At 53.0% G+C, this 21,908-nt stretch carries 21 protein-coding genes; 12 read left to right on the top strand and 9 right to left on the bottom strand.

The window, feature by feature from the left end:
- Nucleotides 1-20: 20 nt before the first annotated feature.
- Complete coding sequence (locus tag D3A97_RS19850) at nt 21-845, bottom strand: polysaccharide biosynthesis/export family protein (protein ID WP_119080299.1); 825 nt, start codon at nt 843-845, stop codon at nt 21-23.
- Nucleotides 846-1,007: 162 nt separating this feature from the next.
- On the bottom strand, nt 1,008-1,640 hold the full coding sequence (locus D3A97_RS19845; RefSeq protein WP_119080298.1) for a response regulator transcription factor: 633 nt from the start codon (nt 1,638-1,640) through the stop codon (nt 1,008-1,010).
- A 422-nt stretch (nt 1,641-2,062) separates the two neighbouring features.
- On the opposite strand from D3A97_RS19845, the gene D3A97_RS19840 reads away from it, so the two are divergent.
- Nucleotides 2,063-3,031 carry a sensor histidine kinase gene (locus D3A97_RS19840; protein ID WP_198674091.1) on the top strand — a complete coding sequence of 323 codons (969 nt, stop codon included), beginning with the start codon at nt 2,063-2,065 and terminating at the stop codon, nt 3,029-3,031.
- Entirely contained in the window at nt 3,018-3,389 is a 372-nt protein-coding gene (locus D3A97_RS19835; protein ID WP_119080296.1) for a response regulator, read from the top strand. The genes D3A97_RS19840 and D3A97_RS19835 overlap by 14 nt, the downstream gene beginning before the upstream one ends.
- Here D3A97_RS19835 and D3A97_RS19830 read toward each other — a convergent pair.
- Nucleotides 3,381-4,826 (bottom strand): capsule assembly Wzi family protein, encoded by a 1,446-nt coding sequence (locus tag D3A97_RS19830; RefSeq protein ID WP_119080295.1) that lies wholly within the window; start codon nt 4,824-4,826, stop codon nt 3,381-3,383. The two genes, D3A97_RS19835 and D3A97_RS19830, sit on opposite strands and share 9 nt — an antisense overlap.
- 728 nt (nt 4,827-5,554) lie before the next feature.
- On the opposite strand from D3A97_RS19830, the gene D3A97_RS19825 reads away from it, so the two are divergent.
- The gene (locus D3A97_RS19825; RefSeq protein ID WP_119080294.1) at nt 5,555-6,268 is read left to right on the top strand and encodes an EcsC family protein; all 714 of its coding nucleotides are present in this window, start codon (nt 5,555-5,557) and stop codon (nt 6,266-6,268) included.
- A gap of 58 nt (nt 6,269-6,326) precedes the next feature.
- Nucleotides 6,327-6,521: a YwbE family protein gene (locus D3A97_RS19820; RefSeq protein ID WP_119080293.1), complete on the top strand. Its 195-nt coding sequence runs from the start codon at nt 6,327-6,329 to the stop codon at nt 6,519-6,521.
- 3 nt (nt 6,522-6,524) lie between these two features.
- On the opposite strand, the gene D3A97_RS19815 is transcribed toward D3A97_RS19820, so the two are convergent.
- Nucleotides 6,525-7,772: a glutamate-5-semialdehyde dehydrogenase gene (locus D3A97_RS19815; protein ID WP_119080292.1), complete on the bottom strand. Its 1,248-nt coding sequence runs from the start codon at nt 7,770-7,772 to the stop codon at nt 6,525-6,527.
- A 44-nt stretch (nt 7,773-7,816) separates the two neighbouring features.
- Nucleotides 7,817-8,851: a glutamate 5-kinase gene (gene proB / locus D3A97_RS19810; protein WP_119080291.1), complete on the bottom strand. Its 1,035-nt coding sequence runs from the start codon at nt 8,849-8,851 to the stop codon at nt 7,817-7,819.
- 178 nt (nt 8,852-9,029) lie between these two features.
- Between proB and D3A97_RS19805 the strand changes: the two genes are divergently transcribed.
- On the top strand, nt 9,030-11,390 hold the full coding sequence (locus D3A97_RS19805; protein WP_119080290.1) for an ABC transporter permease: 2,361 nt from the start codon (nt 9,030-9,032) through the stop codon (nt 11,388-11,390).
- Nucleotides 11,391-11,440: 50 nt separating this feature from the next.
- Complete coding sequence (locus D3A97_RS19800; RefSeq protein ID WP_119080289.1) at nt 11,441-12,142, top strand: DUF7003 family protein; 702 nt, start codon at nt 11,441-11,443, stop codon at nt 12,140-12,142.
- A gap of 349 nt (nt 12,143-12,491) precedes the next feature.
- On the opposite strand, the gene D3A97_RS19795 is transcribed toward D3A97_RS19800, so the two are convergent.
- Entirely contained in the window at nt 12,492-14,024 is a 1,533-nt protein-coding gene (locus tag D3A97_RS19795) for a PAS domain-containing sensor histidine kinase (protein WP_198674090.1), read from the bottom strand.
- 133 nt (nt 14,025-14,157) lie between these two features.
- On the bottom strand, nt 14,158-14,706 hold the full coding sequence (locus D3A97_RS19790; RefSeq protein ID WP_119080287.1) for a hypothetical protein: 549 nt from the start codon (nt 14,704-14,706) through the stop codon (nt 14,158-14,160).
- 166 nt (nt 14,707-14,872) lie between these two features.
- On the opposite strand from D3A97_RS19790, the gene D3A97_RS19785 reads away from it, so the two are divergent.
- Nucleotides 14,873-15,823: a bifunctional helix-turn-helix transcriptional regulator/GNAT family N-acetyltransferase gene (locus D3A97_RS19785; RefSeq protein WP_119080286.1), complete on the top strand. Its 951-nt coding sequence runs from the start codon at nt 14,873-14,875 to the stop codon at nt 15,821-15,823.
- On the opposite strand, the gene D3A97_RS19780 is transcribed toward D3A97_RS19785, so the two are convergent.
- Complete coding sequence (locus tag D3A97_RS19780; RefSeq protein ID WP_119080285.1) at nt 15,810-16,982, bottom strand: acetyltransferase domain-containing protein; 1,173 nt, start codon at nt 16,980-16,982, stop codon at nt 15,810-15,812. The genes D3A97_RS19785 and D3A97_RS19780 overlap by 14 nt on opposite strands.
- A 12-nt stretch (nt 16,983-16,994) precedes the next feature.
- The gene (locus D3A97_RS19775; protein WP_119080284.1) at nt 16,995-17,459 is read right to left on the bottom strand and encodes a DinB family protein; all 465 of its coding nucleotides are present in this window, start codon (nt 17,457-17,459) and stop codon (nt 16,995-16,997) included.
- A 92-nt stretch (nt 17,460-17,551) separates the two neighbouring features.
- Between D3A97_RS19775 and D3A97_RS19770 the strand changes: the two genes are divergently transcribed.
- From D3A97_RS19770 to D3A97_RS19750, 5 genes are all read left to right on the top strand, one after another.
- Nucleotides 17,552-19,189, top strand: coding sequence for an acyl-CoA carboxylase subunit beta (locus D3A97_RS19770; RefSeq protein ID WP_119080283.1), 1,638 nt, complete (start codon nt 17,552-17,554; stop codon nt 19,187-19,189).
- Nucleotides 19,190-19,310: 121 nt separating this feature from the next.
- The gene (locus D3A97_RS19765; protein ID WP_119080282.1) at nt 19,311-19,526 is read left to right on the top strand and encodes a hypothetical protein; all 216 of its coding nucleotides are present in this window, start codon (nt 19,311-19,313) and stop codon (nt 19,524-19,526) included.
- On the top strand, nt 19,510-19,998 hold the full coding sequence (locus tag D3A97_RS19760; RefSeq protein WP_119080281.1) for a hypothetical protein: 489 nt from the start codon (nt 19,510-19,512) through the stop codon (nt 19,996-19,998). Before D3A97_RS19765 ends, D3A97_RS19760 begins: the two co-directional genes overlap by 17 nt.
- Before the next feature lie 150 nt (nt 19,999-20,148).
- Entirely contained in the window at nt 20,149-20,637 is a 489-nt protein-coding gene (gene rnhA / locus D3A97_RS19755) for a ribonuclease HI (protein WP_119080280.1), read from the top strand.
- Between the two features lie 117 nt (nt 20,638-20,754).
- Nucleotides 20,755-21,906 carry an HlyD family secretion protein gene (locus D3A97_RS19750; RefSeq protein WP_119080279.1) on the top strand — a complete coding sequence of 384 codons (1,152 nt, stop codon included), beginning with the start codon at nt 20,755-20,757 and terminating at the stop codon, nt 21,904-21,906.
- Nucleotides 21,907-21,908: the final 2 nt, after the last annotated feature.

The raw sequence follows: 21,908 nt of genomic DNA, 5'->3' as shown, positions 1-21,908 counted from the left end.
CGGATGAATGCCGTTGCTGCCTACCTGTTCACTACCAGCCTGTCCAGTATGATCACGAGCAGGGAAAGGCCGCTCAGCACCACGGGTAATACCTGCCGGGAGCGGTCTGCGCCTGCTACTTTCGATTTATTAGGCTCTACGTATACTACGTCATTAGGTTTCAGATAGAAGTAGGGTGAACTGAGTACTGCCGCATCGTTCAGGTTGAGCCGGTGCGAGGTGCGCTGGCCGTTCTCTTCCCGTATCAGCAGTACGTTCTCTTTTTTACCGTAAATGGTGATGTCTCCCGCCATGCCCAGTGCTTCGAGGATGGATATTTTTTCGCTGGACACGTTTACTACCGCCGGCCGCGCTACTTCTCCCAGTACGGTAACACGGTAGTTGAGAAAGCGGATGCTCACCACCGGGTCAACCAGCAGCTGGCGGGCCGTAAGTTTGTTCTGGATAGTGTCTGACAGCGCGCTTTTGGTAAGCCCATCTGCCTTGATAGGCCCCAGCACGGGGTATTGTATGTAGCCCTGCTGGTTAACCAGGAAACCGGCGGCCGGGTTGGCGCCCCCGGACAGCGTTACCATGCCCGCACCGGTTGACGCGCCGGGCGTAAACGTATTGGGCAGGTTGTACATGGCTGCGTCTGCCGGGTTCAGGCAGCTTACATTGATCTGCAGTATATCATTCTTCTGTATCACCGGCTCAAAATCCATTTTCAGGGCGGCCAGCGCGGTGTCGTTCAGGTTATTGAAGTAAGCCGCCTGCCTGGTATTGGCACATGCACTGAGCAGGTAGCACAATACGGCCAGCAGCAAGGTTTTTCTGATAAGGTCTGGTTTTCCGTTTAAAGACATCTGTGGTTGTGTTTAATAAAGCGTGATGTGTACGTCATGCAAAATGATGTGACCATATCACAATGCAATATTAAAGCAACTGCATTCTTTTAAAACTACTCACTAAAGTATAAATAACGTAGCTGCCGGAAATGCTGCTACTAATTGAAGTAGTGCCCCATGTCAGTGCAGGCTGTTTGACCAGATCTTCGATATCAGCTCGGACTTGGAAGCCACGTTGAGCTTCTGGTAAACCTTCTTCAGATGCTGGTTAACGGTGAATACGGTAACATACAGTTTCTCCGCCATTTCCTTGTAGGTATATCCTTCCTTGAGCAATTGCAGCAGTTCGTATTCCCGCCGTGTGAGCTTGTCTTTCACGTTCTCCAGCGGGTCTTTGCTCACATGGTCTATGAGCAGGTGCGCAGCGCGCGGGGAGAGCGTGCCGCCCTGGTTGATAGTATCTACTATGGAGTGATATATCTCCATCAGCCTGCTTGTTTTGATAATGTAGCCGCTGGCGCCTTTCATGATAGATTCGATCACGTACTCTTTACCATCGTGCCCGGAAAGCACAATGATCTTGGCGTCCGGGTAAATACGCCTGATATCTTCCATGCCGTTGATACCTGATTCTCCGGGAAGTGAAATGTCCAGCAGTATAGCGTTTACGTCTGGCGCCCTGTGCGGCAGCGTCCTGAACTCCTCCATGGAGCGGCATGCAAACACTACTTTGCATTCCTGGAAATCTTCTAGAAACTCTCTATAGTTATTCAATTGGAAATGGTTATCCTCAATAATTCCGATCGATATCATATTACGGGTAACATTAATAAGGTTCTGTTGATATGGTCAAAGGATAGCGTATAACAAATTTAATTCCAAAATCTTGAATAATGTCTAATTATTATTTTAAACAATTGATAACTCTCTAAGACGAAAGCCGGTGTTAGGGCATTACTTAAACTAGTAATGAATGTGAAAAAAAGTTATCCGTTCGCTACGGTTGTTTATATTTTTTCCACAATTGCAATAAAAGTGAGTTACAGTTGTTAAAGTGCGGGATACAATGCTTATCTTACTTTCGGAACCATATCAGATATATATATAGTTAGTAGAAAGACAGTGAGACACGGTCATAAAAAGACCGGCACCATGAATCCTATTTTGAAGAATCGAGAATGAAGTCACAGTACTACATTAAGGTTAACCAATTGCTTAACGGCATTAAAGCACCCGTGCTGATCATCGACCCGGACGCGATGGTGGTGGAGAAAGCCAATAAAACAGCTATTGCACAGTTGGGAGAAGCGCTGGTAGGCAACCCGCTGCAGGTGATGCCTGTGAACGGGTCTTTTATTCTTGCCGCCGGCAGTAACGGCAAAAAGAGCCACATAGATTTCAAGTCAAGCCGCGTTCATATTCACCGCAAGGTATACCTGCTCGCCATCGGGCAGCCTGTTGCCCGGCAGGCGGCGCTGCGCTTACAGCTGCAGCACCTGGAAAAGGAACGGAATTTGCAGGAGATGAAGGCCAACTTTATTTCGATGACCTCACACGAGTTCAGAACACCGCTAACAGCAATAGCTTCCGCCATTGATCTTGTGGAAGGCCGCATGCAGCGGGAAGGCGCCATAGATGATTTCTACCGGCGCAACATTGCCAAGATATCTCATGAGGTGTTCAACCTGAATACCATGCTGGACGAAATACTGACGCTGAGCAAAATAGTTTCCAATAATTACGAGATCAACAAAATGCCCGTAGACGTGCGCAAGATGGTAGATTTTCTGAAGCACCAGTATTTTACGGACAGGCGGGATGACCGGAAGCTGGAAGTGAAAATATCCGGCACACCCCGCAAGGTGATCGTAGACAAAGACCAGTTATCCAAAATTCTCGTGAACCTCATCGGCAACGCATTCAAATATTCAGACAAAAAGAACCCGGTGCTCAGGCTGCGCTATCATAAACGGAAATGTGAGATCAGGGTGGCGGACCATGGCATCGGCATCCCGGAAAAAGATATCCCGAACCTGTTCAACTCCTTTTACCGCGGCAGCAATGTAGACGGCAGGGAGGGCACAGGGCTGGGGCTGTCTATTGTAAAAACTTTTGTGGAAATGAACGGTGGAAAAATTACGGTAGACAGTGAAGAAAACAAAGGCACCACATTTAGCATCACTTTCAGATATGAGGACGAATAGAACGATCTTGCTCATCGAAGACAAAACGAACCTGTCAGACACCTTGAGAACACTGCTGGAAATGCACGACTTCACGGTACTGCTGGCGGAAAACGGGGAAGAAGGCCTGCGGCAGGCCCGCCTGAACCGGCCTGACCTTGTTATCAGCGACATATACATGCCGGTGATGAACGGGTATGAGCTGCTGGACACTTTCCAGTCAGACAGCACGCTGCGCCAGATCCCCGTACTGATGCTCACCGCAAAAACAGGTATGGAAGAAGTGAACAAGGCCATGAAAAAAGGGGCCGCGGGCTATGTTACCAAACCTTTCCTGTTCAAGAAGCTGCATGCGGTGATCCGCAAGATCCTATTCTGACCCGAAGCTCCAGCGCGCGCCCAGCATAAAACCAGTGTTGTTGCCCAGTTTCCCCCAGTCTGCCGCCAGGCCGCCGGTAACGGAAAAACCAGTTAAAGGCGTATTCCACTGTATTTCCTGCAAGGTGTACCATTGCGTAAGCCCGCCGTTGAAAGTGGCCGTATTCTGGTAATTCCCGAAGTTTTTTGTGTAGGTGATAAGCGTTCTGCCCTGTATGGCCGTGCCGATGCGGTAGCGGCCGCCCAGGTGCAGGCCGGTAACACGGTTGCTGATGATGTTCCAGCCCCGGCCGCTGATGGAGTCTTTCGGCTGAGACCAGTCATATGGCCGTATATCACTGAAGTAATGCTGGCCGCGCTGCCGGTTAATGAACAGCGGCGTGCCGATGATGCGGCCCTGGTATTCCCAGCCGGTAAGATAAATGCCGTTGTTGTAGTAGCTTTCCCGTACTCTCAGCGGGTCCCAGCTATTCATCTTTTTGGTGTTGATAAATTCCAGCGTGAGGCCGCGGAGAGCGCCGTCTTCGTTCTTGTTCCGGTAGCTCAGCCCCAGCAGGCGGTCTGTGTTCTTGATGGAAATGTTCTGCCCTGTTTCAAACATAGACTGGTTATAGAGCATGAACTGCAGGGCCTCATTTTCCCAGGATACGCCGCCTTCCAGTACGCCGCGGTGGTCCCCGGGCCGGTTCGGGGCAATTTCCTCGTTGATCACCGTACCGTCGTCCCCTTCCTTGCCGATCACTATGTTGAGGTAATCTGAAAAGGAGTTTTTGATCTTGGGGAGGTCACTGCGGTTACCGCCCCAAACGGCAAAATGCTGAATGCCGCCGTATACTTTCAGGCGCTCTTTGCCGATGCGCAGGTACAGCGTTTTTTCGTGGAGGTAAGCGTTGCGGATGTATTGCTCTTTTCCCATCCAGCCGTGGCTGAACTGGCCTTTCACCTGCAGCCATCCGTTGGTGAACGGAACGTCTGCATACTCCGTGAGCGCAATGCCTATTTTGGGAATGGGCAGGGCGTTGCCGCTGATGCCCCAGGCGCCGGAAGACAGCTCCTGGTCTGCTTCGCCCAGCATCTCTTCGTACCGGCCGCCCCTGATCTCCCATTTGCGGTAGCCCACCCTGGCAAAGGCCTCTTCAAAGAACACGTCCCTGAAATGGTTGTTGTTGTACAGGCTGATGCCGTAACGCAGGTAAAAATCTTCTTCCTGCCCGAAGCGGTGGGCATTGCGCAGCCGCAGGTACGTGGAGAGGTCAGATTTCCGGTCACTGATAGTGCCGAAGCGTTTGACCGTGAGCCAGAGCGGCAGGTACTCCTGGGTGGCCACCGTGCCGGTAGTGCCGGCCTGCAGCTGCAGCGAGTCAGCAAAATTGCCGTTCTGCGCAAAAGCGGGCACGCAGCAGCCCGCCAGCGATATGGTGAGAAGAAGGTTTTTCATTGTTTGCAAATTACCGCTTGCCGCGCGCGTGCAGGATACTTAAATGAGTACTTATAACGGCGTCCACGGCCGAAATGCTACTGAAAACGGTATGGCCGGGGCGGAAACAAGCGTAGCGGGTGAATTTTAACATTTTTTGCCGCGAGAAATGCCGTAGATTTATAACTCACCAAAGAAAAGGAGGTATTCATGCAATCTACAGGATATTCATGGAAGCCTTCGGTTAGTATCGCCTAACCGGGCTGCTCCATACAAGAAAACTGTTTTGACGCAGACGCGTCTCAGCCTTCCGGCGCATGCCGGGAGGCTTTTTTTGTGCCGCTTCCGGTCAAACATGCCCCTTTTTTGGGGGGAGGCCCCGCAATGGCAACCTGTGGAATGGCTTTAGAATGTTTTACTGATAAACAATCCTTTATATACGGATAAGGCATAGATAAGTTACCTCTATATAGGGGTGGGATATGGATGGGATATCCCTGGGATATGGGTATGATATGGGTAAGATATCCTATCCGAAACCTAGCACCAGCCTGCCTTTGGCCTTGTCCTGAAATAGGTTCACACCTTTGGGTAGAAAATACTGATCAAGGTTTACAGGGTTCAAAAATGATCCTGATGATGGTTTACAGGGCCGGTTGCTTCGTCCTGATCCACATTTACGGGCCTGGTTTCAGTGGGGGGCATCCTGCTACAGCTTTATACGCTCTTTTTTTACGTATATTCCCTCTATGACGCACGAACAGCGCATGCGCGTGGAAATGGCGGTATGGCAGCTGAAAATGCAGCGGCGGCCCAACGTGGTAGACAGGCTCTCCAAGTCTGTCCAAAGCCGTATTAACCGCCTTATACCAGACAAGGTGCATAACGCCATTACCGTTACCATCAAGCAGATGGTGCGCGGCGTATTGTATGGCTCCACGTACACCGCGCCCAAACAACCCCGGTTTGCCTCTCTCTTTGACGTGGAAGAGGCGGTGCTGCGCCGGGTTGACTTTTACCGGAAAACGGCCGCGGCGGAAGGCGGCATCACAGGGGCGGGCGGCATCCTGCTGGGGTTGGCGGACTTTCCCATTCTGCTGGGCATGAAACTCAAGCTCCTGTTTGACATTGCCACGTTTTACGGGTTTGATGTAAAAGATTACAAGGAACGCCTGTACATCCTCTATATTTTCCAGCTGGCCTTCAGCAGCCAGCAGCACCGGCGCAAGGTGTTTGACCAGATCGTGGACTGGAAAGAGAAAAGCAAACAGCTGCCTGACGATATCAATGAATTTGACTGGCTGAGCTTTCAGCTGGAATACCGGGACCATATTGACCTTGCCAAAATTGGGCAGCTGCTGCCCGTGGTGGGCGCCGCCGTGGGCCTGGTGGTGAACTACCGGCTGGTGACCAGGCTGGGAGACACGGCCATGAACGCTTACCGGATGCGGGTACTGGATTAGCGCCTGGTCATATTGCGCTGAAAAATGTAACTTTGCGCCGGTTTGAAAAACGCAAAACATGAACGGAAGGACCAGAAGTGATATTTACCCCGGCCTCGAAGTAGCCATCATTCTTAAAAAAGACCAGCGCAGCGGCAAGCTGACGCATGGCGTGGTAAAAGATATCCTCACCTCCGCGCCTTACCACTCCAGGGGCATCAAGGTAAGGCTGGAAGACGGGCAAATAGGGCGCGTGGCGCTCATTGAAGGGTAGCGTTTACCGTACCTGCCCATCTCCATACACCACCCATTTTTCGGTAACCAGCTTTTCCAGTGCAAAAGGCCCGCGGGCATGCAGCTTTTGTGTGGAAATACCTATTTCGGCGCCCAGGCCAAATACACCGCCGTCTGTAAAACGGGTAGACGCATTTACATACACCGCCGCCGCATCCACTTCATTCAGGAACCGCTCGCTCAACGCTGCGTTGTTAGACACGATGGCTTCGGAGTGTTTGGAAGAATACCGGCGGATGTGGTCAAGCGCCTCATCAGCCCCTTCCACTACCTTCACAGAACATTTGAAGTCCAGGAACTCCCGCCCGAAATCATCTGCCGTGGCGTGCTGCAGGAGGGGATAGCCGGCCTTTTGCAGAATGGCATATGCTTCATCGTCCGCAAATATCTCTACGTTGTAGGCCGCCAGGGAAGGGGCCAGCAGCGGCAGAAAGCCCGTTACAACGGCGCGGTCTACCAGCACGGTGTCAAGCGCGTTGCAAACGGACGGGCGGGATACTTTGGCGTTGGTCACAATGCGGCCGGCCTTTTCGAGGTCTGCCGTTTGCTCCACGTAAGTATGGCATACGCCCGCGCCGGTCTCGATCACGGGCACGCGTGATGTTGTGCGCACATAGTCTATGAGCTGCTGGGAACCGCGCGGTATCAGGATGTCTATATATTTCACGGCCGTGAGCAGCTCGCCCACGTGCTTGCGGTCTGTTGGCAGCAGTTGCACCGCGTCTGGGTTGACGCCGGCGTTTTGCAGGGCGGCCTTGATGAGGGCCACCAGGCAGGTGTTGGTGTAAAAGGCGTCTGTACCGCCGCGCAGTACGCAGGCGTTGCCGGAGCGGAGGCAAAGCGCCGCCACATCTACCGTTACATTGGGGCGGGATTCGTAAATAACGCCCACCACGCCCAGCGGCACGGTTTGTTTGCGTACCAGCAGGCCATTGTCCAGCTGCTTTTCAGACAACACCTGGTTGGCGGGGTCCGGCAGGGCGGCAATGTCTTGCAGGCTGCCAGCCAGCCCTTGTATACGTTCCGCGTTGAGCAGCAGGCGGTCCTTTTTCGGGTCGGTGTCCGGCATCCGGTCCAGGTCTTTTTTATTTTCCTGTATGATGCTGGCGGTATTGGCGGTCAGGCTGGCGGCCAGGGCCTTCAGCAGGGCCTGTTTGTCCTGGTCAGGCAGGGCCTTTATAGAGCGGCTGGCCAGCTGTGCGGCTTCCAGCAAGGGTATGATAGATTCCATGGTCCTTTGGCTATTTTATATTTGCAGCGGCATTTGGGCCGGTGTTATAACAATACGATCTCATCTGCGTGCGCCACTTCCAGTTTTTTGGCGCGGCCGTTCCCGTCCAGCATATCAGAAGATACCTTGGCGCGGGCCACGGCAATAACGTTGTTCTTTTCATCTGCAATTTCCACCACTTCCCCGCGTTCAAACTTCTCCTGTATGGCGGTAACGCCTACCGCCAGCAGGCTGTGGCGTTTCAGCAGCGCCTGCTGCGCGCCTGCGTCTACCAGCACGCGGCCCGTTACGAGGCTGCCGCTGGCCAGCCATTTTTTGCGGGCCGGCATGCTGCAGGGCTGCGGCAGGCAGAGGGTGCCCGTTTTACCGGCCACCGCCAGGGGAATGCCGTTGGGCGTGCTGATGCCGAATATCACCACCCTGATACCCATGCGTGTGGCCAATCTCGCAAACGTGAGCTTGGACACCATGCCGCCGAGCCCCAGGCTTGATTTTTTCTTGTCTGCCAGGCCCAGCGCGGCTTCGTCTATGACATCTATCTGCGGCACAATGTTGCCCTCCTTGTCCAGCACGCCTGCTACGGAGGTGCTGAAAAGCAGGAGGGAGGCGCCAAAGCCTACCGCTATGAGGGTAGCCAGCTCATCGTTGTCGGAGAACTTCAGCTCCAGGTCGCTCACCACATCGTTCTCATTGGCAATGGGAATAATGCCGGAGGCCCACAGTTCCTCATAGGTTTTTTTCAGCTGGAGGAACTGGTTGCGGTTGGAAAAATGGGTACGCTCGCACAGGCTTTGCGCAATGGCAATGCCGTATTGGGAAAAGTAATGGGAATACCGGTTGAGCAGCACGGGGTTGCCGATGGCCGCCGCCGCCTTGCGTTCACTGATGGTGCCGTTATAGGCTTTCAGGTGTTTTTTGCCGGCGGCTACCGCCCCGGAAGATACCAGCACTACGTTGTACTGGTCATGTATGGCGGCTACCTGTGCCGCTATGGCCGCAATCACATTTTCGTCCAGCTCCCCGTTTGCCAGTGTGATAGACGCGGTGCCGAACTTTATGACGAGAATAGGTTTGTTCATTTGGGCCTAAAAATATAAAATTGCCGCTGCATTTTCTGCATGAGCGGCCAATCCCGGACGGCAACTGTCCGTTTCCGGACAAATGCGGCCGGCCGGAAATGTTGTAATGCAGGCCAGCAGGCACTTGCCGGAAATGGCAACCTTCTTGCGGAGGGATGGCCAGTAAAAAGTCATCACCATGTTGCTCAACTATCTTACAGTAGCCTGGCGGAACCTGCGGAAGAACAAGGTGTTTTCCCTAGTGAACATTGCCGGCCTCACCCTGAGCATGATAGCCTCCATGCTGATCTTTCTCTGGATCATGAACGAGCGTAGCTATGATTCCTTTCTGCCCGGCGCAGACAGGGCGTACCGCCTCGTGCAGCACCAGCAACTGGAAAATGGCGTGCTTTTCAAGTCCTCCGCATCGCCCGCGCCCATGCCCGGTTTTCTCAAGGAGCGGTATGCCAGCATTACCGAATTTACCCGCGTGCGGCCCCATAACCAGAAGCAGCTGTTCTCCTACAAGGAGACCAGGCTATACGATACCCCCACTTACGTAGACTCTACTTTTTTTACCGTTTTCCCCTTCCCGATGCTGGAAGGCAATGCGGCCACCGCGCTGATGGAGCCCAATTCCGTAGTGCTCACCAAAAGCACCGCGGAAAGGTACTTCGGCAAGGAGGAGGCGCTGGGCAAAATCCTGCTGCTGAACAATGCGGAACCTTACAAGGTAACCGGCATACTGGAAGACCTGCCGGCCAATACGCATTTTACGTTCACCATTTTGCTCCCCTTCCGCCAGTTGTACCTGAAAAACTGGGGCCTTGACTGGGGCAATAATTTTTATTACGGTTACTTTCAGCTGGCGCCAGACGCAGACCCTGCCACGCTCTCCGCCGCCATTAGCGAATACGCCAAAACGAATGACGACCTGGTTGCGGACATCTTTTTCCTGCAGGCGGTGAAAGACATTCACCTTTACTCCGAGCTGGACATAGACCTCTACGGCGCCAGCAAAGAGCGTTACCCGTATGTGCGCACCTTCTGGATAGTGGCCCTGCTCATTATCTTCATAGCCTGCATCAACTTCATGAACCTTTCTACCGCCCGCTCTGAAAAGCGGGCCAAGGAAATTGGGCTGCGCAAAACCATTGGCGCCAACCGCGGCAGCGTAATAGGGCAATTGCTTAGTGAATCCCTGCTGTTTGCCATGCTGGCCTATATACTGGCGCTGGCGGCCGTTTACCTGCTGCTGCCTTCGTTCAATAACATGGTAGGCAAAAAGCTGGAGCTGGGCCTGCAACAATGGCCCGTGCTGCTGGCCTTCCTGGGCGGCGCAGTGGTCATAGGGCTGCTGGCCGGCAGTTATCCCGCCGTCATATTAAGCAGCTTTCAGCCTATCAAGGTGCTGAAAGGCACCTTCAACCCGGGCAGGGGAGGCGTATATTTCCGGAGAACGCTGGTGGTGGTGCAGTTTGCTGTTACCGTTATACTTATACTGGGTACGCTGGTGGTATACCGGCAGTTCAGCTATTTCATGAACAAAAACCTGGGCTACGCAAAAGACCAGTTGATCTACGTGCCCCGCCAGGGCAACATCAGCCAGAATTACAACGCCTTCAAGCAGGAGCTGCTGCGGCATCCGGAAATTGCCAATGTAACCACCTCTTCAGATATTCCTACGTATACGGTACACCTCTGGGGAGGCTTTGACTGGGACGGCAGGGATAAAAACATCCCCACGCAGCTGTACTGCTATACCGTAGGGTTCGATTTTATCGAAACCATGGGCCTGACCATGAAAGAAGGCAGGAGCTTTTCGGTGCAGCACCCGGCAGACTCTTTCAACTACGTGCTGAATGAGGCGGCGGTGAAACTGACCGGCCTCAAAGACCCGGTGGGTAAACGTTTTAAGGTAGGAGACGATCAGGGCGCCATTATCGGCATTGTGAAAGACTTCAACTTCAAGTCCCTGCACGAGAAAATAGAACCGCTGGTGATCCGCATCAACCCGTGGTGGGACAATTACCATTTTGTGAGGATCAAGGGCGGCCATACGGAAGCGGCGCTGCAACTGGTGGAAAAAACATGGAAACAGTTCAATCCCGGTTATCCCTTTGCCTATAATTTTGTGAACAAGGATTATGTCAACCTCTATGAGTCTGAAAAACGGATGGGCGCTATCTTCAATTATTTCAGCGCTTTTGCGCTGTTCATAGCCTGCCTGGGGCTGTTCGGGCTTATTTCCTTCCTGGCTGAAAAGAAGAGCAAGGAAATAGGCATCCGCAAGGTACACGGTGCTTCCGTATCCAATATTCTCCTGCTGCTGTCTAAAGAATACATCCGCCTGCTGCTGGTGGCGTTCTGCATCAGCCTGCCGCTGGGCAGTTACCTGCTGCAGCAGTGGCTGGCGCGTTTTGCTTTCCATATCAGCATGCCATGGTGGCTGTATGTGCTGCCGGGGCTGATAGTGCTGCTGGTAGCCCTGCTTACGGTAAGCGGGCAGGTGCTGAAGGTGGCGCGGCAGAACCCGGTTACCAGCCTGAAAGTAGAATAAGGCGGAAATACATATTTTACTAATTTGCGCCAGCAAACCAATTTTCCCTTATGCCCTTTACTGAACAGGACATACTGGCGCAACTGGACGAGGCTGCGGCCAACTACACCTTTCCCATGCTGGACAACGGGTACCTGTTTCACGGGGACCAGCAGCTGACCCTTTTCCGGGACGGCCGCCGCTGGGCCATGCTCATTGAAATAATAGCCTGGAACAACCGGCTGCCCGACCTCGGCGGACTGTTCACCATTGCCTACACCTACGGTAACTGCATCAACGGGGCGGCCATGGACAACGATCATTTTTTCAGCTTTGCCGCAGACAACGGCACGCCGGCCTTCCCCGCGGGAACGGGGGGCTACCTTAGCCCGGCGGCTCACAGCATAAGGGTCAGGAACAGTGTAATACCCCTGCGCAGGGATGCGGAGCATTACGCGGCGCGCGGCATCCGGACGGAAGCAGACGGCCGCATCCATTATGCGGCCTTCATGCGGGGCCTGCTGCCGGAATATGCCCGCCTGTTCTGGGTAACCCGCGCGGACATAGCGCAAAAACTGCCGGCAGACCTGCCGGAGATATTGACCATGGCCGCCTGGCGCCATCCTGACCTTGCGGGAGAAGAACTGCCCGGCCAAACGGACACCTTCCGCCAACTGGCCCGCGTACTGGCCACGGGAGAAGTGGCGGCTTACCGGCCCGCAACACTTCCCAATACCCATTGGGCCAACTGGCCGGAGGGCGGAAAGTTGTAGGCCGGGCCAAAAGCATTGGCCGCAGTTGGGAAGTTTCGCGGAAAAACGTTAATTTTGAAGTATTATGACCGTCAAACTACTTGATAATAAAGCCTTGAAGGTACAAAACAGGATGCTCTTGCCTGTAAGCCAGAAGAAAGGTTCGGTGGTGGAAATTAACGGTAAAAGATACCGCATTTTCCATCCCTCCGTTATTGAGATGTTCCGGGACAAGTGGCCCTGATATTGTTTTCCCTCTTTTGATCTATAATTCCTTTTAATTTGACGCCTGGTGCTTATTTCCGCTCCCTGCACATAGACAAAGTATGCTGCTTCGTCAAACAAAGGCGCCGCGGTATCCTGAAGCACCTTACTCCAGCGGCAGCCGGATCAGGAACGTACTGCCTTTACCGGGCGCGCTTTCTGCGCTGATGCTGCCCCGGTGGTTTTCCACGATCTTTTTGCAGAGGGCAAGCCCTACGCCGGTGCCGTTGTATTTTTCGCGGTTGTTGAGGCGGTTGAAAATATGGAAGATCCTGTCTGCGTACACCTGCTCAAAACCGATGCCGTTATCACGGAACTGGATGGCAAGATGCCCGTTCTCCGTAGTAGCTTCCACGTTAATCACCGGCAGGCGGTCACTGAACTTTATGGAATTGCTCAGGAGGTTGCGGAACAGCTGCTTGATCTGCGTAGGAATGCACATGATCACGGGCAGCGGCTGTGTGTGAACAACGGCGCCGGTCTGTTCTATCAGCAGGTCAAATTCCGCCAGTACTTCGCTGAACAATTGCTGCAGGTTGGTGGTCACATACTGGTCATTATGCGCGGTGAGGCGGGAGTAGTTCAGCACGTCTTTGATCAGCCCGGCCATTTGCCTGGCAGACGCCCTGACCTTTTGGAGGTACCGAACCTGCGTTTCAGACAGGTTGCTGGTATTGCTTTCGATCAGTTCGGAAAAGGTGAGTATTTTCCGGAGCGGCTCCTGCAGGTCGTGGCTGGCAATGTAGGCAAACTGCTCCAGGTCATGGTTGGACTTCTGCAGCCGGCTGTTGAGCAGCACCAGCTCGTGCGTACGCTCCTGGATGATCTGCTCCAGCATGTTCATGAACTCTACGTCCCGTTCCCTGACTATTTTTTCCGCCTGCTTCTGCACGGTGATGTCTCGGGCAATTTTAGACGCGCCGATGATCTTGCCTTTTTTGTTGAAAATGGGGGAGATGGTCACGGAAATATCCAGCAGGCGCCCGTCTTTGTTAACCCGCTGCGTCTCGAAATGGTCAATATGCTCGCCGGCGTTGATACGGCGCAGTATGCCCGGCTCTTCGTCCATACGCTCGGGCGGGATTATTTTCATGATGGACTGGCCGATCATTTCAGCTGCCGTATACCCGAAAATACGCTCCGCGCCCCTGTTCCAGCTGGTCACAATACCGCTGAGCGTTTTGCTTACAATGGCATCGTCTGAAGAGTTGATGATGGCGGCGAGGTGCGCGCGCTGTTCTTCAGACACTTTACTGTCCGTAATATCCATCAGCAGGTTGGTAGCGCCAATGAAAACGTCTTCGGTGTTGAAAACAGGCTGTGGAAAAGATTGAATAAAACGGCGGGTGCCGTCTGGTCTTTCTATAATTATTTCAGCGCCTGTTACAGCTATTTGCTGCCTGAGCGTAACGGCCATGGGGCATTCATCCAGCGGCAGCGGCGTACCGTCTGTATGGAAAATTTTCAGGGAGCCGCACCACTGGTCTTTCCCGGTTTCAGGGCGGCGGCCCCAAAGGGAGGCGGCGGCTTCGTTATAAAATGTGATATGACCCAGCGCATCGCAGGTATAAACGGCAGCGGGCAAAGCCTGCACCAGTTGGCGGTACCGTTCTCCACTTTCCCGAAGCGCATCCCTCATCGTTTCTGTTGAACGGTTTAAATCCTCAGGATCAACGGCACTATTGTCTATCGGGAACAGATCGAACATAAGATGGTTTTAGTACTGGTTGCGAACGGGGGAAGCCTTGTACTAAAATAACAAAAAAAATGCGTTACCACTGTAGCCCGAGCTGGAAATTAATCTTAACAACAGTAGCATACTGTCCGTCCATTACGGCAACCGGCGTAATGCCCAGGCACAGCCCCCAATGGCCATGCTGCCCAAAACCGCGCTGCAGGCCGTAATTCACCAGCAAGCCTGCTTCAGGATAGAGCGGCGGCAGGTATTCCATGTAATTGCCGAACGGGGTCTGCGCCGCTTTTACAAAAGGTTCCGCAGAAAAAAAATTGCCTGAAAAGTACCGGATGGACTTGCCTTTTTCCAATCGCCGTTCCACGTTGTAATACCACCTCAGCTCCGCAGACGGTACGTAGGCCACGCTGCCGGTAGTGCCCAGGGAGCTGGATACGCTGAACTGTGTAACGGCGTCTATTTTAGCCACCAGGGAGGTGTGGCGGCCTATCCGGTTTTCCATATGCACGTTCAGGGACGGCAGAACAGGCAGGCCCAGCTGCACGCGGAACGTTCTTTTGGGCAGTTGCTGCGCCTGCAGGGAAGGCACCGCAATAAAAAGGCACAGGGAGAGCAGTAGCTGTTGCATGCCGCAATTTAAAGCGGGTAACAACAGGGCGCGCGCGTTTTATGTGAACTGTTGTTTTTGCTGCCTGAATGGTAAAAGAAGCGCCCTGAACATAAGGTTGCCGGAGTCAAATAAATTAGTTGACAAAATCAACTAATTGTGATATTTTGCCAGCAAAACCCGTTTTATGACACCGGAACAGGAAGCCGCCATGATCGCCAACATCCGCCAGTTCAACCGCTTCTATACCATGCAGCTGGGATTGCTGCAGCAGCATGTTTTTGACAGTGAATATTCCCTGACGGAGATGCGCGTGATATACGAGGTCCATTTCAACCATCAGACTACGGCCACGGGCATACGTGAAGCCCTGAACATTGATGCCGGTTACCTGAGCCGCCTGCTGCGGAACTTCGAGAAAAAAGGCCTGGTCATCAAACACCCGCTGCCGGAAGACGGGCGCTCCAGCTATCTGCAACTGACGGCCCGGGGCCGCAAGCTGATGGCGCAGATGAACGAGCGGTCAGATGTACAGATCAGGCAGATGCTGGAGGGCCTCACGGCGCAGCAGCGCCGGCAGGTGGGAAATGCCATGAACAGGGTGCGAGGCCTGCTGAAAGCGCCCGGCGGGCAGCCCCGGCTGGAAGATGTGGAAATACGCCACGGCCTGCAGCCGGGAGATGTTGGAGACATTATACGCGTACACGGCCAGGTGTACGCGGAAGAATACCAGTACGACCTGCGGTTTGAACAGTATGTAACAGAAACGCTGCATGAGTTCCTGCCAACCTATAACCCGGCCAAAGACCGGGTATGGCTGGCCACCTGCTTTGGCGAGCTGGCCGGGATGATCGCCATCATTCACAAAGGCCGCGGCCGCGCCCAGTTACGCTGGTTCCTCATCAGGCCGGCGTTCAGGGGCATAGGCCTGGGCAAGGCGCTGATGCAGGAAGCAATGGCTTTTTGCCGTACTCAGCGTTTCAGGGAAGTATACCTGCTCACCACCAACCAGCAGCAAACCGCCGCCGGCCTTTATGTAAAGGCGGGCTTCGTAAAAACGGCATCCACTCCGCAGCATCTGTGGGGGCAGGATGTATATGAAGAGCGTTACGAACTGAAAATGCCTACAGGTAACTGAGCCACCATTGCCGGTGTGTTTGTTTGTACTGCGAGTACCAGCGGCAGGGGCGGTACAGTATGGCCACCACGATTATCCAGATCAGGTAGACCGCCCACAGCGGGTAACCGAAGCTGGGCGGCCTGAAAAGGAACAGCTGGTTGGGTGTTACAATATCGTTTACACCATACCCGCTGATAAAGAAAGCCGCTACGCACAGCGCGTGTATCAGGTAAAAATGCAGGATGTAATAAAAGAACGGCACGCTGCCATATACTTTGGCCACTTCGGTAACGCGGTTGCGCGTATGTTCCAGCGCCGCCAGCATCAGCAGGCCCGGCCCAATAGTGGCACAGGCGTATAACAGGGATGGCGGGTACTTTTCCACGTTCATGAAAGCATAGAAGGAGCCTGCCCAGGGGTCCGGGTCGCCATAGATATTCCAGCCGCGCAGCACCAGGAAAATGGCCAGCATGGAGAGGCCGGCGGTGATGAGCGTTCTTTTCCTGCGGCCGGCATCCACATCTCCCTCAAACACACGGCCCAGGCCGTAACCCAGGAGCATAATGCCCACCCAGGGCAGGAAGGGATAGATCACGATCACGCCATGCCCCGGAAACAACTCGTAAAAAGTGTACCGCGTCTGGTGCGCAAATTCCCACAGCACGCCCGGTTGAAAGCCGGGCCGGGCCTGTACATAGTCCAGCAGGTTATGCCCGGCGGCAATGAGTATGCCCAGGCCCAGCACGGCCTGCCAGGGCAGCCACACCAGCAGGGCCAGGAACAGGAAGCCGATGCCGATGGCCCAGATGACCTGTAATATCATCACGTTCAGCAAAGGGTTGAAAGTAAGGCCCAGAGACACCACCGTTACCTCTATCAGTATCAGCCACAGGCCCCGCGTGAGCAGGAAGCGGCTGATCTCCGCCGTGCTTTTGCGGGTATGCATCAGGCGTACGGACAAGCCGGAGAGCAGTACGAACAGCGGCGCGCAGAAGTGGGTGACCCAGCGGGTGAAGTACAACATGGGAGTAGTGGTCTGGGCGTCCAGCGGGTCTTGCGTCATGGCTGATGCATGGAAAAAATCGCGCACGTGGTCTAGCGCCATAATGATCATGATCAGCCCTCTTAACACATCTACACTGTACACGCGCCCGCGGGGCAATTGGGGTGCTGGCATACGGATGGTTTGTTATTGTATAACGTGCTTCCTGAGCAGTACGATCTGCCCCAGGTGGTAAGCTGCATGCTGTAAAACGCCCTGTATGTAATAATGGGCGTTGTGCTGCGTTTCCGGCACGGGCGTATACAGCTTCTCTTCCGGAAAGTTACGGATTGTTTCCACCATTTGGGTCATGGAATGTTCCAGCCGCTGCAGGGTGGCCTGCCAGTTATTTTCCCCGTGGTTCTCCGGGAGGTAGAAGTCCGGGAGGTCTCCTTCCTGCTCCGGCTTTTCGCCTTTCAGTTTGCGGGTCACGTTCTGGTGCCAGAAAATGATATGGTTCACCAGTTCCCAGATGTTGTGGCTTTCGCCAACCCGGCGGGTGGCCTGCTCCGCGTCCGTTTCCTGCAGGTGCTCAAGAAAGGTCACATCCAGCCAGGGTGTGCCGTGATAGATATGCTGGAGGGACTCTGATAAAACAACGAGTGTGGACATGACTATTTAGGTTTGGTGGCTGTTGTTCCATTCACAATTAACAGGCCATTCCCCCATTTTCCCTTACTTTTAGTCAAATTAAATACCACATTATGGAGCAACAGCAACTGGAATTTAATAAAAATGAGGATACGATGCGCAGGCTGCTCAGCACAATGAAACAAAGGTTGGCCGTAGTAGAGCAGGGAGGAGGGAAAAAAAGCCTGGAAAAGCTCAGGCAGCGGGGCAAACTGAGCCCCCGGGAACGGATCAGTTATCTTATAGACAAAAATACCATCTTTACGGAAATAGGGGCTTTCACCGCGTACGATATGTATGCCGAGCATGGTGGCTGCCCGGCCGGCGGCACTGTAGCCGGTTTGGGTTATGTGAGCGGCCGCCAGTGCGTCATAGTGGCCAATGATATGACGGTAAAAGCCGGGGCATGGTTCCCCCTTACCGGCAAAAAGAACCTGCGCCTGCAGGAAATTGCCATGGAAAACAGGCTGCCTGTTATTTACCTGGTAGACAGCGCCGGGGTATACCTGCCTATGCAGGACGAGATCTTCCCGGACAAGGAGCATTTTGGCCGCATTTTCCGCAACAACGCCCGCATGAGCGCCATGGGCATTACGCAGATTGCCGCCGTAATGGGCAGCTGCGTGGCCGGCGGGGCGTACCTGCCTATTATGAGCGACGAAGTACTGATGGTGGAAGGCAACGGCTCCATTTTCCTGGCCGGGCCCTACCTGGTAAAGGCCGCCATAGGGGAGGAGGTAGATGCGGAAACCCTGGGCGGCGCCGTTACGCATACAGAAATTTCAGGCATTGCGGATTACCGGTTCAAAACAGACCAGGAATGCCTTGACCGGATCAGGGACATTGTAGCCCGGCTGGGGCACAATACCGGCGCCGGCTTTGACCGCATTGCCCCGGTAGCCCCGCTGAAACCGGCGGAGGAACTGTATGGCATTATCCCGGAAGACAGCAGCAAATCTTACGACGTGCATGAGGTGATAACAAGGCTGGTAGACGGCGGCGTGTTTGATGAATACAAGCAGGACTATGGCAAGACCATCCTCTGCGGTTATGCGCGTATAGACGGCTGGGCGGTGGGCATTGTAGCCAACCAGCGCAAAATAGTGAAAAGCAAAAAAGGAGAGATGCAGATGGGCGGCGTTATTTATAATGACAGCGCAGACAAGGCCGCCCGTTTCATTATGAACTGCAACCAGAAAAAGATACCGCTCCTTTTCTTGCAGGACGTAACGGGGTTTATGGTAGGCAGCCGCAGCGAGCACGCCGGCATTATCAAAGACGGCGCCAAGCTGGTGAACGCGGTAGCCAATTCCGTAGTGCCCAAGATCACCGTGATCATCGGTAACTCTTACGGCGCGGGCAACTATGCCATGTGCGGCAAGGCTTACGACCCCCGTTTTATTTTTGCCTGGCCCAATGCCAAAATAGCGGTGATGGGTGGGGAGCAGGCCGCCAAAACACTGTTGCAGATACAGGTGGCCTCCCTCAAGGCAAAGGGAGAGACCATTTCTCCCGCGGAAGAAACGAAGCTGCTGAAAAACATTACAGACAAATACAACGCGCAAACCACGCCCTACTATGCCGCGGCGCGTTTATGGGTAGACGCCATCATTGACCCCGCGCAAACGCGGCAGATAGTGGCGGAATGCCTGGCCGCGGCCAACCATGCGCCGGTGGAAGAGGCGTTCCGCACAGGGGTGATACAGGTCTAGGCGGGGTAGCGTTGCTGCGGAAAATATTGTCTTCAGGGGTGGCTTTACTTATTACTCGTGTTTTTTTACTATCTTTATTGTCATTTCATTGGTTTAAGTAAACCTAAATCGACTTGAAATTATGACACTTAAATTTAAAACATCGCCTGAAGCAATTAGGAGAGCCAATAGTAATCTTGTGTTAAAAGGAGTAGACTTTAGCACTAGGGAAAAATATACTGGTATTATTACAGCTAAAACAGTATTTAACGGCAGTGTGAAAATCAGGGAAATTAGCAAAGATAAAATAAATGAGGCTTATGCAAAATCTCTAAAGCAATATGCAGAGAAACTATAACTATATCTATTCAAAACTTGTAGAAAATGATACGGATTTAATTGGCCACATAGCGTATTCTCTTTACAAAAAAAGCAAAGTCGAATACATCGAAAAACAAAACGAGGGCGGGAAGACCCTTACAGATGCCGAGTTAATCCCATTTAACGACTTTTCTTCTTCCGAAAGTTCCATTGAAAGTTACAGAATAAAAGCAGAATTGATAGTACAAGGTTTTATTGACAATGTGCTTGATGAAGAATTAACGAATTACAAACAACAAGCTATAACACAACAAGCCGAAATACTTAAAAACATTATTGCACCTATTACCCCCTCTTTTTGGAAAAATGTTTGGATAGGAATTGTAAGTTCTTTTATTTTCACGCTTGTGCTTGCTGCTTTATTTTTTATAAAAACCTTTGGAGATTATAAAATTAATTTCTCTTTTGAACAAAAGAAACCCGAACCAAAGCAACTTTACGCCCAATAACCTCCATATCCACTTTTTGCGCTACTAGATAGTTTACACTTAAAAGGCTTGCCTTGACACTGTGGGATATTTTCGTTTACATTTAGAATATGGTATCAAGTATGTTTTATTATTCCCTTATTTTTGCGCCTTACTAAAAACAGACCGGCATTGGCAGCAAATCAGCAATTGATCATTTATACAGACGGCTCGGCAAGAGGGAACCCCGGCAGGGGCGGTTATGGCGTGGTGTTGATCTGGGGGAGCGTGCGGAAAGAGCTTTCGCAGGGTTACCGCATGACCACCAATAACAGGATGGAGCTGCTGGCAGTGATAGTAGCGCTGGAGGTGCTGACCAAGGAAGGCCTGAACATTACCATCTATACAGACAGCCAGTACGTGGTGAACGCGGTGGAAAAAGGCTGGTTGTGGAACTGGGTGAAGACCGGGTTCAAGGAAAAGAAGAACCGGGACCTGTGGGAGCGTTTCATCCCGTTATACAAACGTCACCGCATCCGTTTCCAATGGGTGAAAGGGCATGCTACCAACCCGGAGAACAACCGCTGTGACCAGCTGGCCACAGAAGCGGCAGACGGCGGGCACCTGCAGGTAGATGCCGGGTATGAGCAGGGTGACCAGGGCCTTTTCTCAAAGATGTAACAAACCATATATTATTATTCAATAATAAATTGTAAATTGCCCCTACGTCTTTAAGCAAATTTTGCTTGTTAACCATTTGAACCGTTAAGCATCATTTTTCATTTTTGAAATTTGTTCATGCCTCAGTTATTCCCAGTAGAGGTCATTGAGCAATCTGCATTCACGTGGCTGCCACGGGTGCGGGTGCGTACTCAATTGATCTACACAACGGTTCTTGTGGCGGTGCTGCTCAGCCTCATAGCGCTGCCTTTCATTAAAGTGGATGTGTCCGTACAGTCTGCCGGCATTATACGCCCGGTAACGGAAAAGAACGAGCTGCGCAGCCTTGTGGCCGGTACCATTGCGGAAGTGCTGGTAACGGAAGGGCAGCATGTGGAGAAGGGCCAGTTGATCCTGCGCCTGCAGGAAGACATTAGCAACAGTAAATTATTGCAGACCTCCTTTGAGCTGAAGCAGCGGGAAACCTATGTGAGTGACCTGGCGCGCCTGGCCGCGGGCGGTGGGGGCGGCGGGCTGCAGTCTGCCCTGTACCAGCAACAGTACAGCCGCTTCGTATCTTCCCTCAACGAGCAGCAGGCCACCATGCGCAAGCTGGAGAGCGACCTGGAGATGTACCGGAAACTGTTCGCAGACAAGGTGATAGCCGAAAAAGAACTGCGGGACAAGCAGTACGAGTATGATAAATCCAAAGCCGCCTACAGCCTTGCCGTGCAGCAGCAGCGAAGTGCGTGGGCGGAAGAGCTGAGCCGCTACCGGCTGGAGAGCAACCGCCTGCAGGCCGATGCGGACCAGCTGGAAAAACAGAAGGAATGGAACCTGATCAAGGCGCCGGTAAGCGGCACGCTGCAGGAATTTAACGGCAAGTACGCCGGGGGATACATCCAGGTGGGTGAGGCCATCGGCATCATCTCGCCAGATTCCAACCTGGTGGCGGAATGCCTTGTGTCTCCCAAAGACATCGGCTACCTGCGTGCAGGCATGCCCGTTAAGTTCCAGGTAGATGCTTTTAATTATAACGACTGGGGAACGGTGAACGGTACCGTGCAAAGCGTAGACAATGATTTTACCCTGGCGGAGAACCAGCCGGTGTTCAAGGTGAAATGCGTGTTTGACGCCACAGAGCTGCAAACGGCCGGCGGCGTGAGAGGTACGCTCAAAAAAGGCATGACGCTACAGGCCCGCTTCATACTCACGCAACGCAGCCTGTTCCAATTGTTATATGATAAAGCAGACGACTGGGTGAACCCTCATACCGCCGGAAAAAATTAAAC

Source organism: Chitinophaga alhagiae (genome assembly GCF_003568665.1).
Classification (GTDB): domain Bacteria; phylum Bacteroidota; class Bacteroidia; order Chitinophagales; family Chitinophagaceae; genus Chitinophaga; species Chitinophaga alhagiae.
Note: the sequence above shows the minus strand (reverse complement) of the source record. Positions and strands in the feature narration are given on the sequence as shown.

What these genes read in the sequence shown, in the direction of transcription:
- D3A97_RS19850 (WP_119080299.1), bottom strand. Translation starts at nt 845, where the DNA reads ATGTCTTTAAACGGAAAACCAGACCTTATCAGAAAAACCTTGCTGCTG.
- D3A97_RS19845 (WP_119080298.1), bottom strand. Translation starts at nt 1,640, where the DNA reads ATGATATCGATCGGAATTATTGAGGATAACCATTTCCAATTGAATAAC.
- D3A97_RS19835 (WP_119080296.1), top strand. Translation starts at nt 3,018, where the DNA reads ATGAGGACGAATAGAACGATCTTGCTCATCGAAGACAAAACGAACCTG.
- D3A97_RS19830 (WP_119080295.1), bottom strand. Translation starts at nt 4,826, where the DNA reads ATGAAAAACCTTCTTCTCACCATATCGCTGGCGGGCTGCTGCGTGCCC.
- D3A97_RS19825 (WP_119080294.1), top strand. Translation starts at nt 5,555, where the DNA reads ATGACGCACGAACAGCGCATGCGCGTGGAAATGGCGGTATGGCAGCTG.
- D3A97_RS19820 (WP_119080293.1), top strand. Translation starts at nt 6,327, where the DNA reads ATGAACGGAAGGACCAGAAGTGATATTTACCCCGGCCTCGAAGTAGCC.
- D3A97_RS19815 (WP_119080292.1), bottom strand. Translation starts at nt 7,772, where the DNA reads ATGGAATCTATCATACCCTTGCTGGAAGCCGCACAGCTGGCCAGCCGC.
- proB (WP_119080291.1), bottom strand. Translation starts at nt 8,851, where the DNA reads ATGAACAAACCTATTCTCGTCATAAAGTTCGGCACCGCGTCTATCACA.
- D3A97_RS19805 (WP_119080290.1), top strand. Translation starts at nt 9,030, where the DNA reads ATGTTGCTCAACTATCTTACAGTAGCCTGGCGGAACCTGCGGAAGAAC.
- D3A97_RS19800 (WP_119080289.1), top strand. Translation starts at nt 11,441, where the DNA reads ATGCCCTTTACTGAACAGGACATACTGGCGCAACTGGACGAGGCTGCG.
- D3A97_RS19795 (WP_198674090.1), bottom strand. Translation starts at nt 14,024, where the DNA reads ATGAGGGATGCGCTTCGGGAAAGTGGAGAACGGTACCGCCAACTGGTG.
- D3A97_RS19790 (WP_119080287.1), bottom strand. Translation starts at nt 14,706, where the DNA reads ATGCAACAGCTACTGCTCTCCCTGTGCCTTTTTATTGCGGTGCCTTCC.
- D3A97_RS19785 (WP_119080286.1), top strand. Translation starts at nt 14,873, where the DNA reads ATGACACCGGAACAGGAAGCCGCCATGATCGCCAACATCCGCCAGTTC.
- D3A97_RS19780 (WP_119080285.1), bottom strand. Translation starts at nt 16,982, where the DNA reads ATGCCAGCACCCCAATTGCCCCGCGGGCGCGTGTACAGTGTAGATGTG.
- D3A97_RS19775 (WP_119080284.1), bottom strand. Translation starts at nt 17,459, where the DNA reads ATGTCCACACTCGTTGTTTTATCAGAGTCCCTCCAGCATATCTATCAC.
- D3A97_RS19770 (WP_119080283.1), top strand. Translation starts at nt 17,552, where the DNA reads ATGGAGCAACAGCAACTGGAATTTAATAAAAATGAGGATACGATGCGC.
- D3A97_RS19765 (WP_119080282.1), top strand. Translation starts at nt 19,311, where the DNA reads ATGACACTTAAATTTAAAACATCGCCTGAAGCAATTAGGAGAGCCAAT.
- D3A97_RS19760 (WP_119080281.1), top strand. Translation starts at nt 19,510, where the DNA reads ATGCAGAGAAACTATAACTATATCTATTCAAAACTTGTAGAAAATGAT.
- D3A97_RS19750 (WP_119080279.1), top strand. Translation starts at nt 20,755, where the DNA reads ATGCCTCAGTTATTCCCAGTAGAGGTCATTGAGCAATCTGCATTCACG.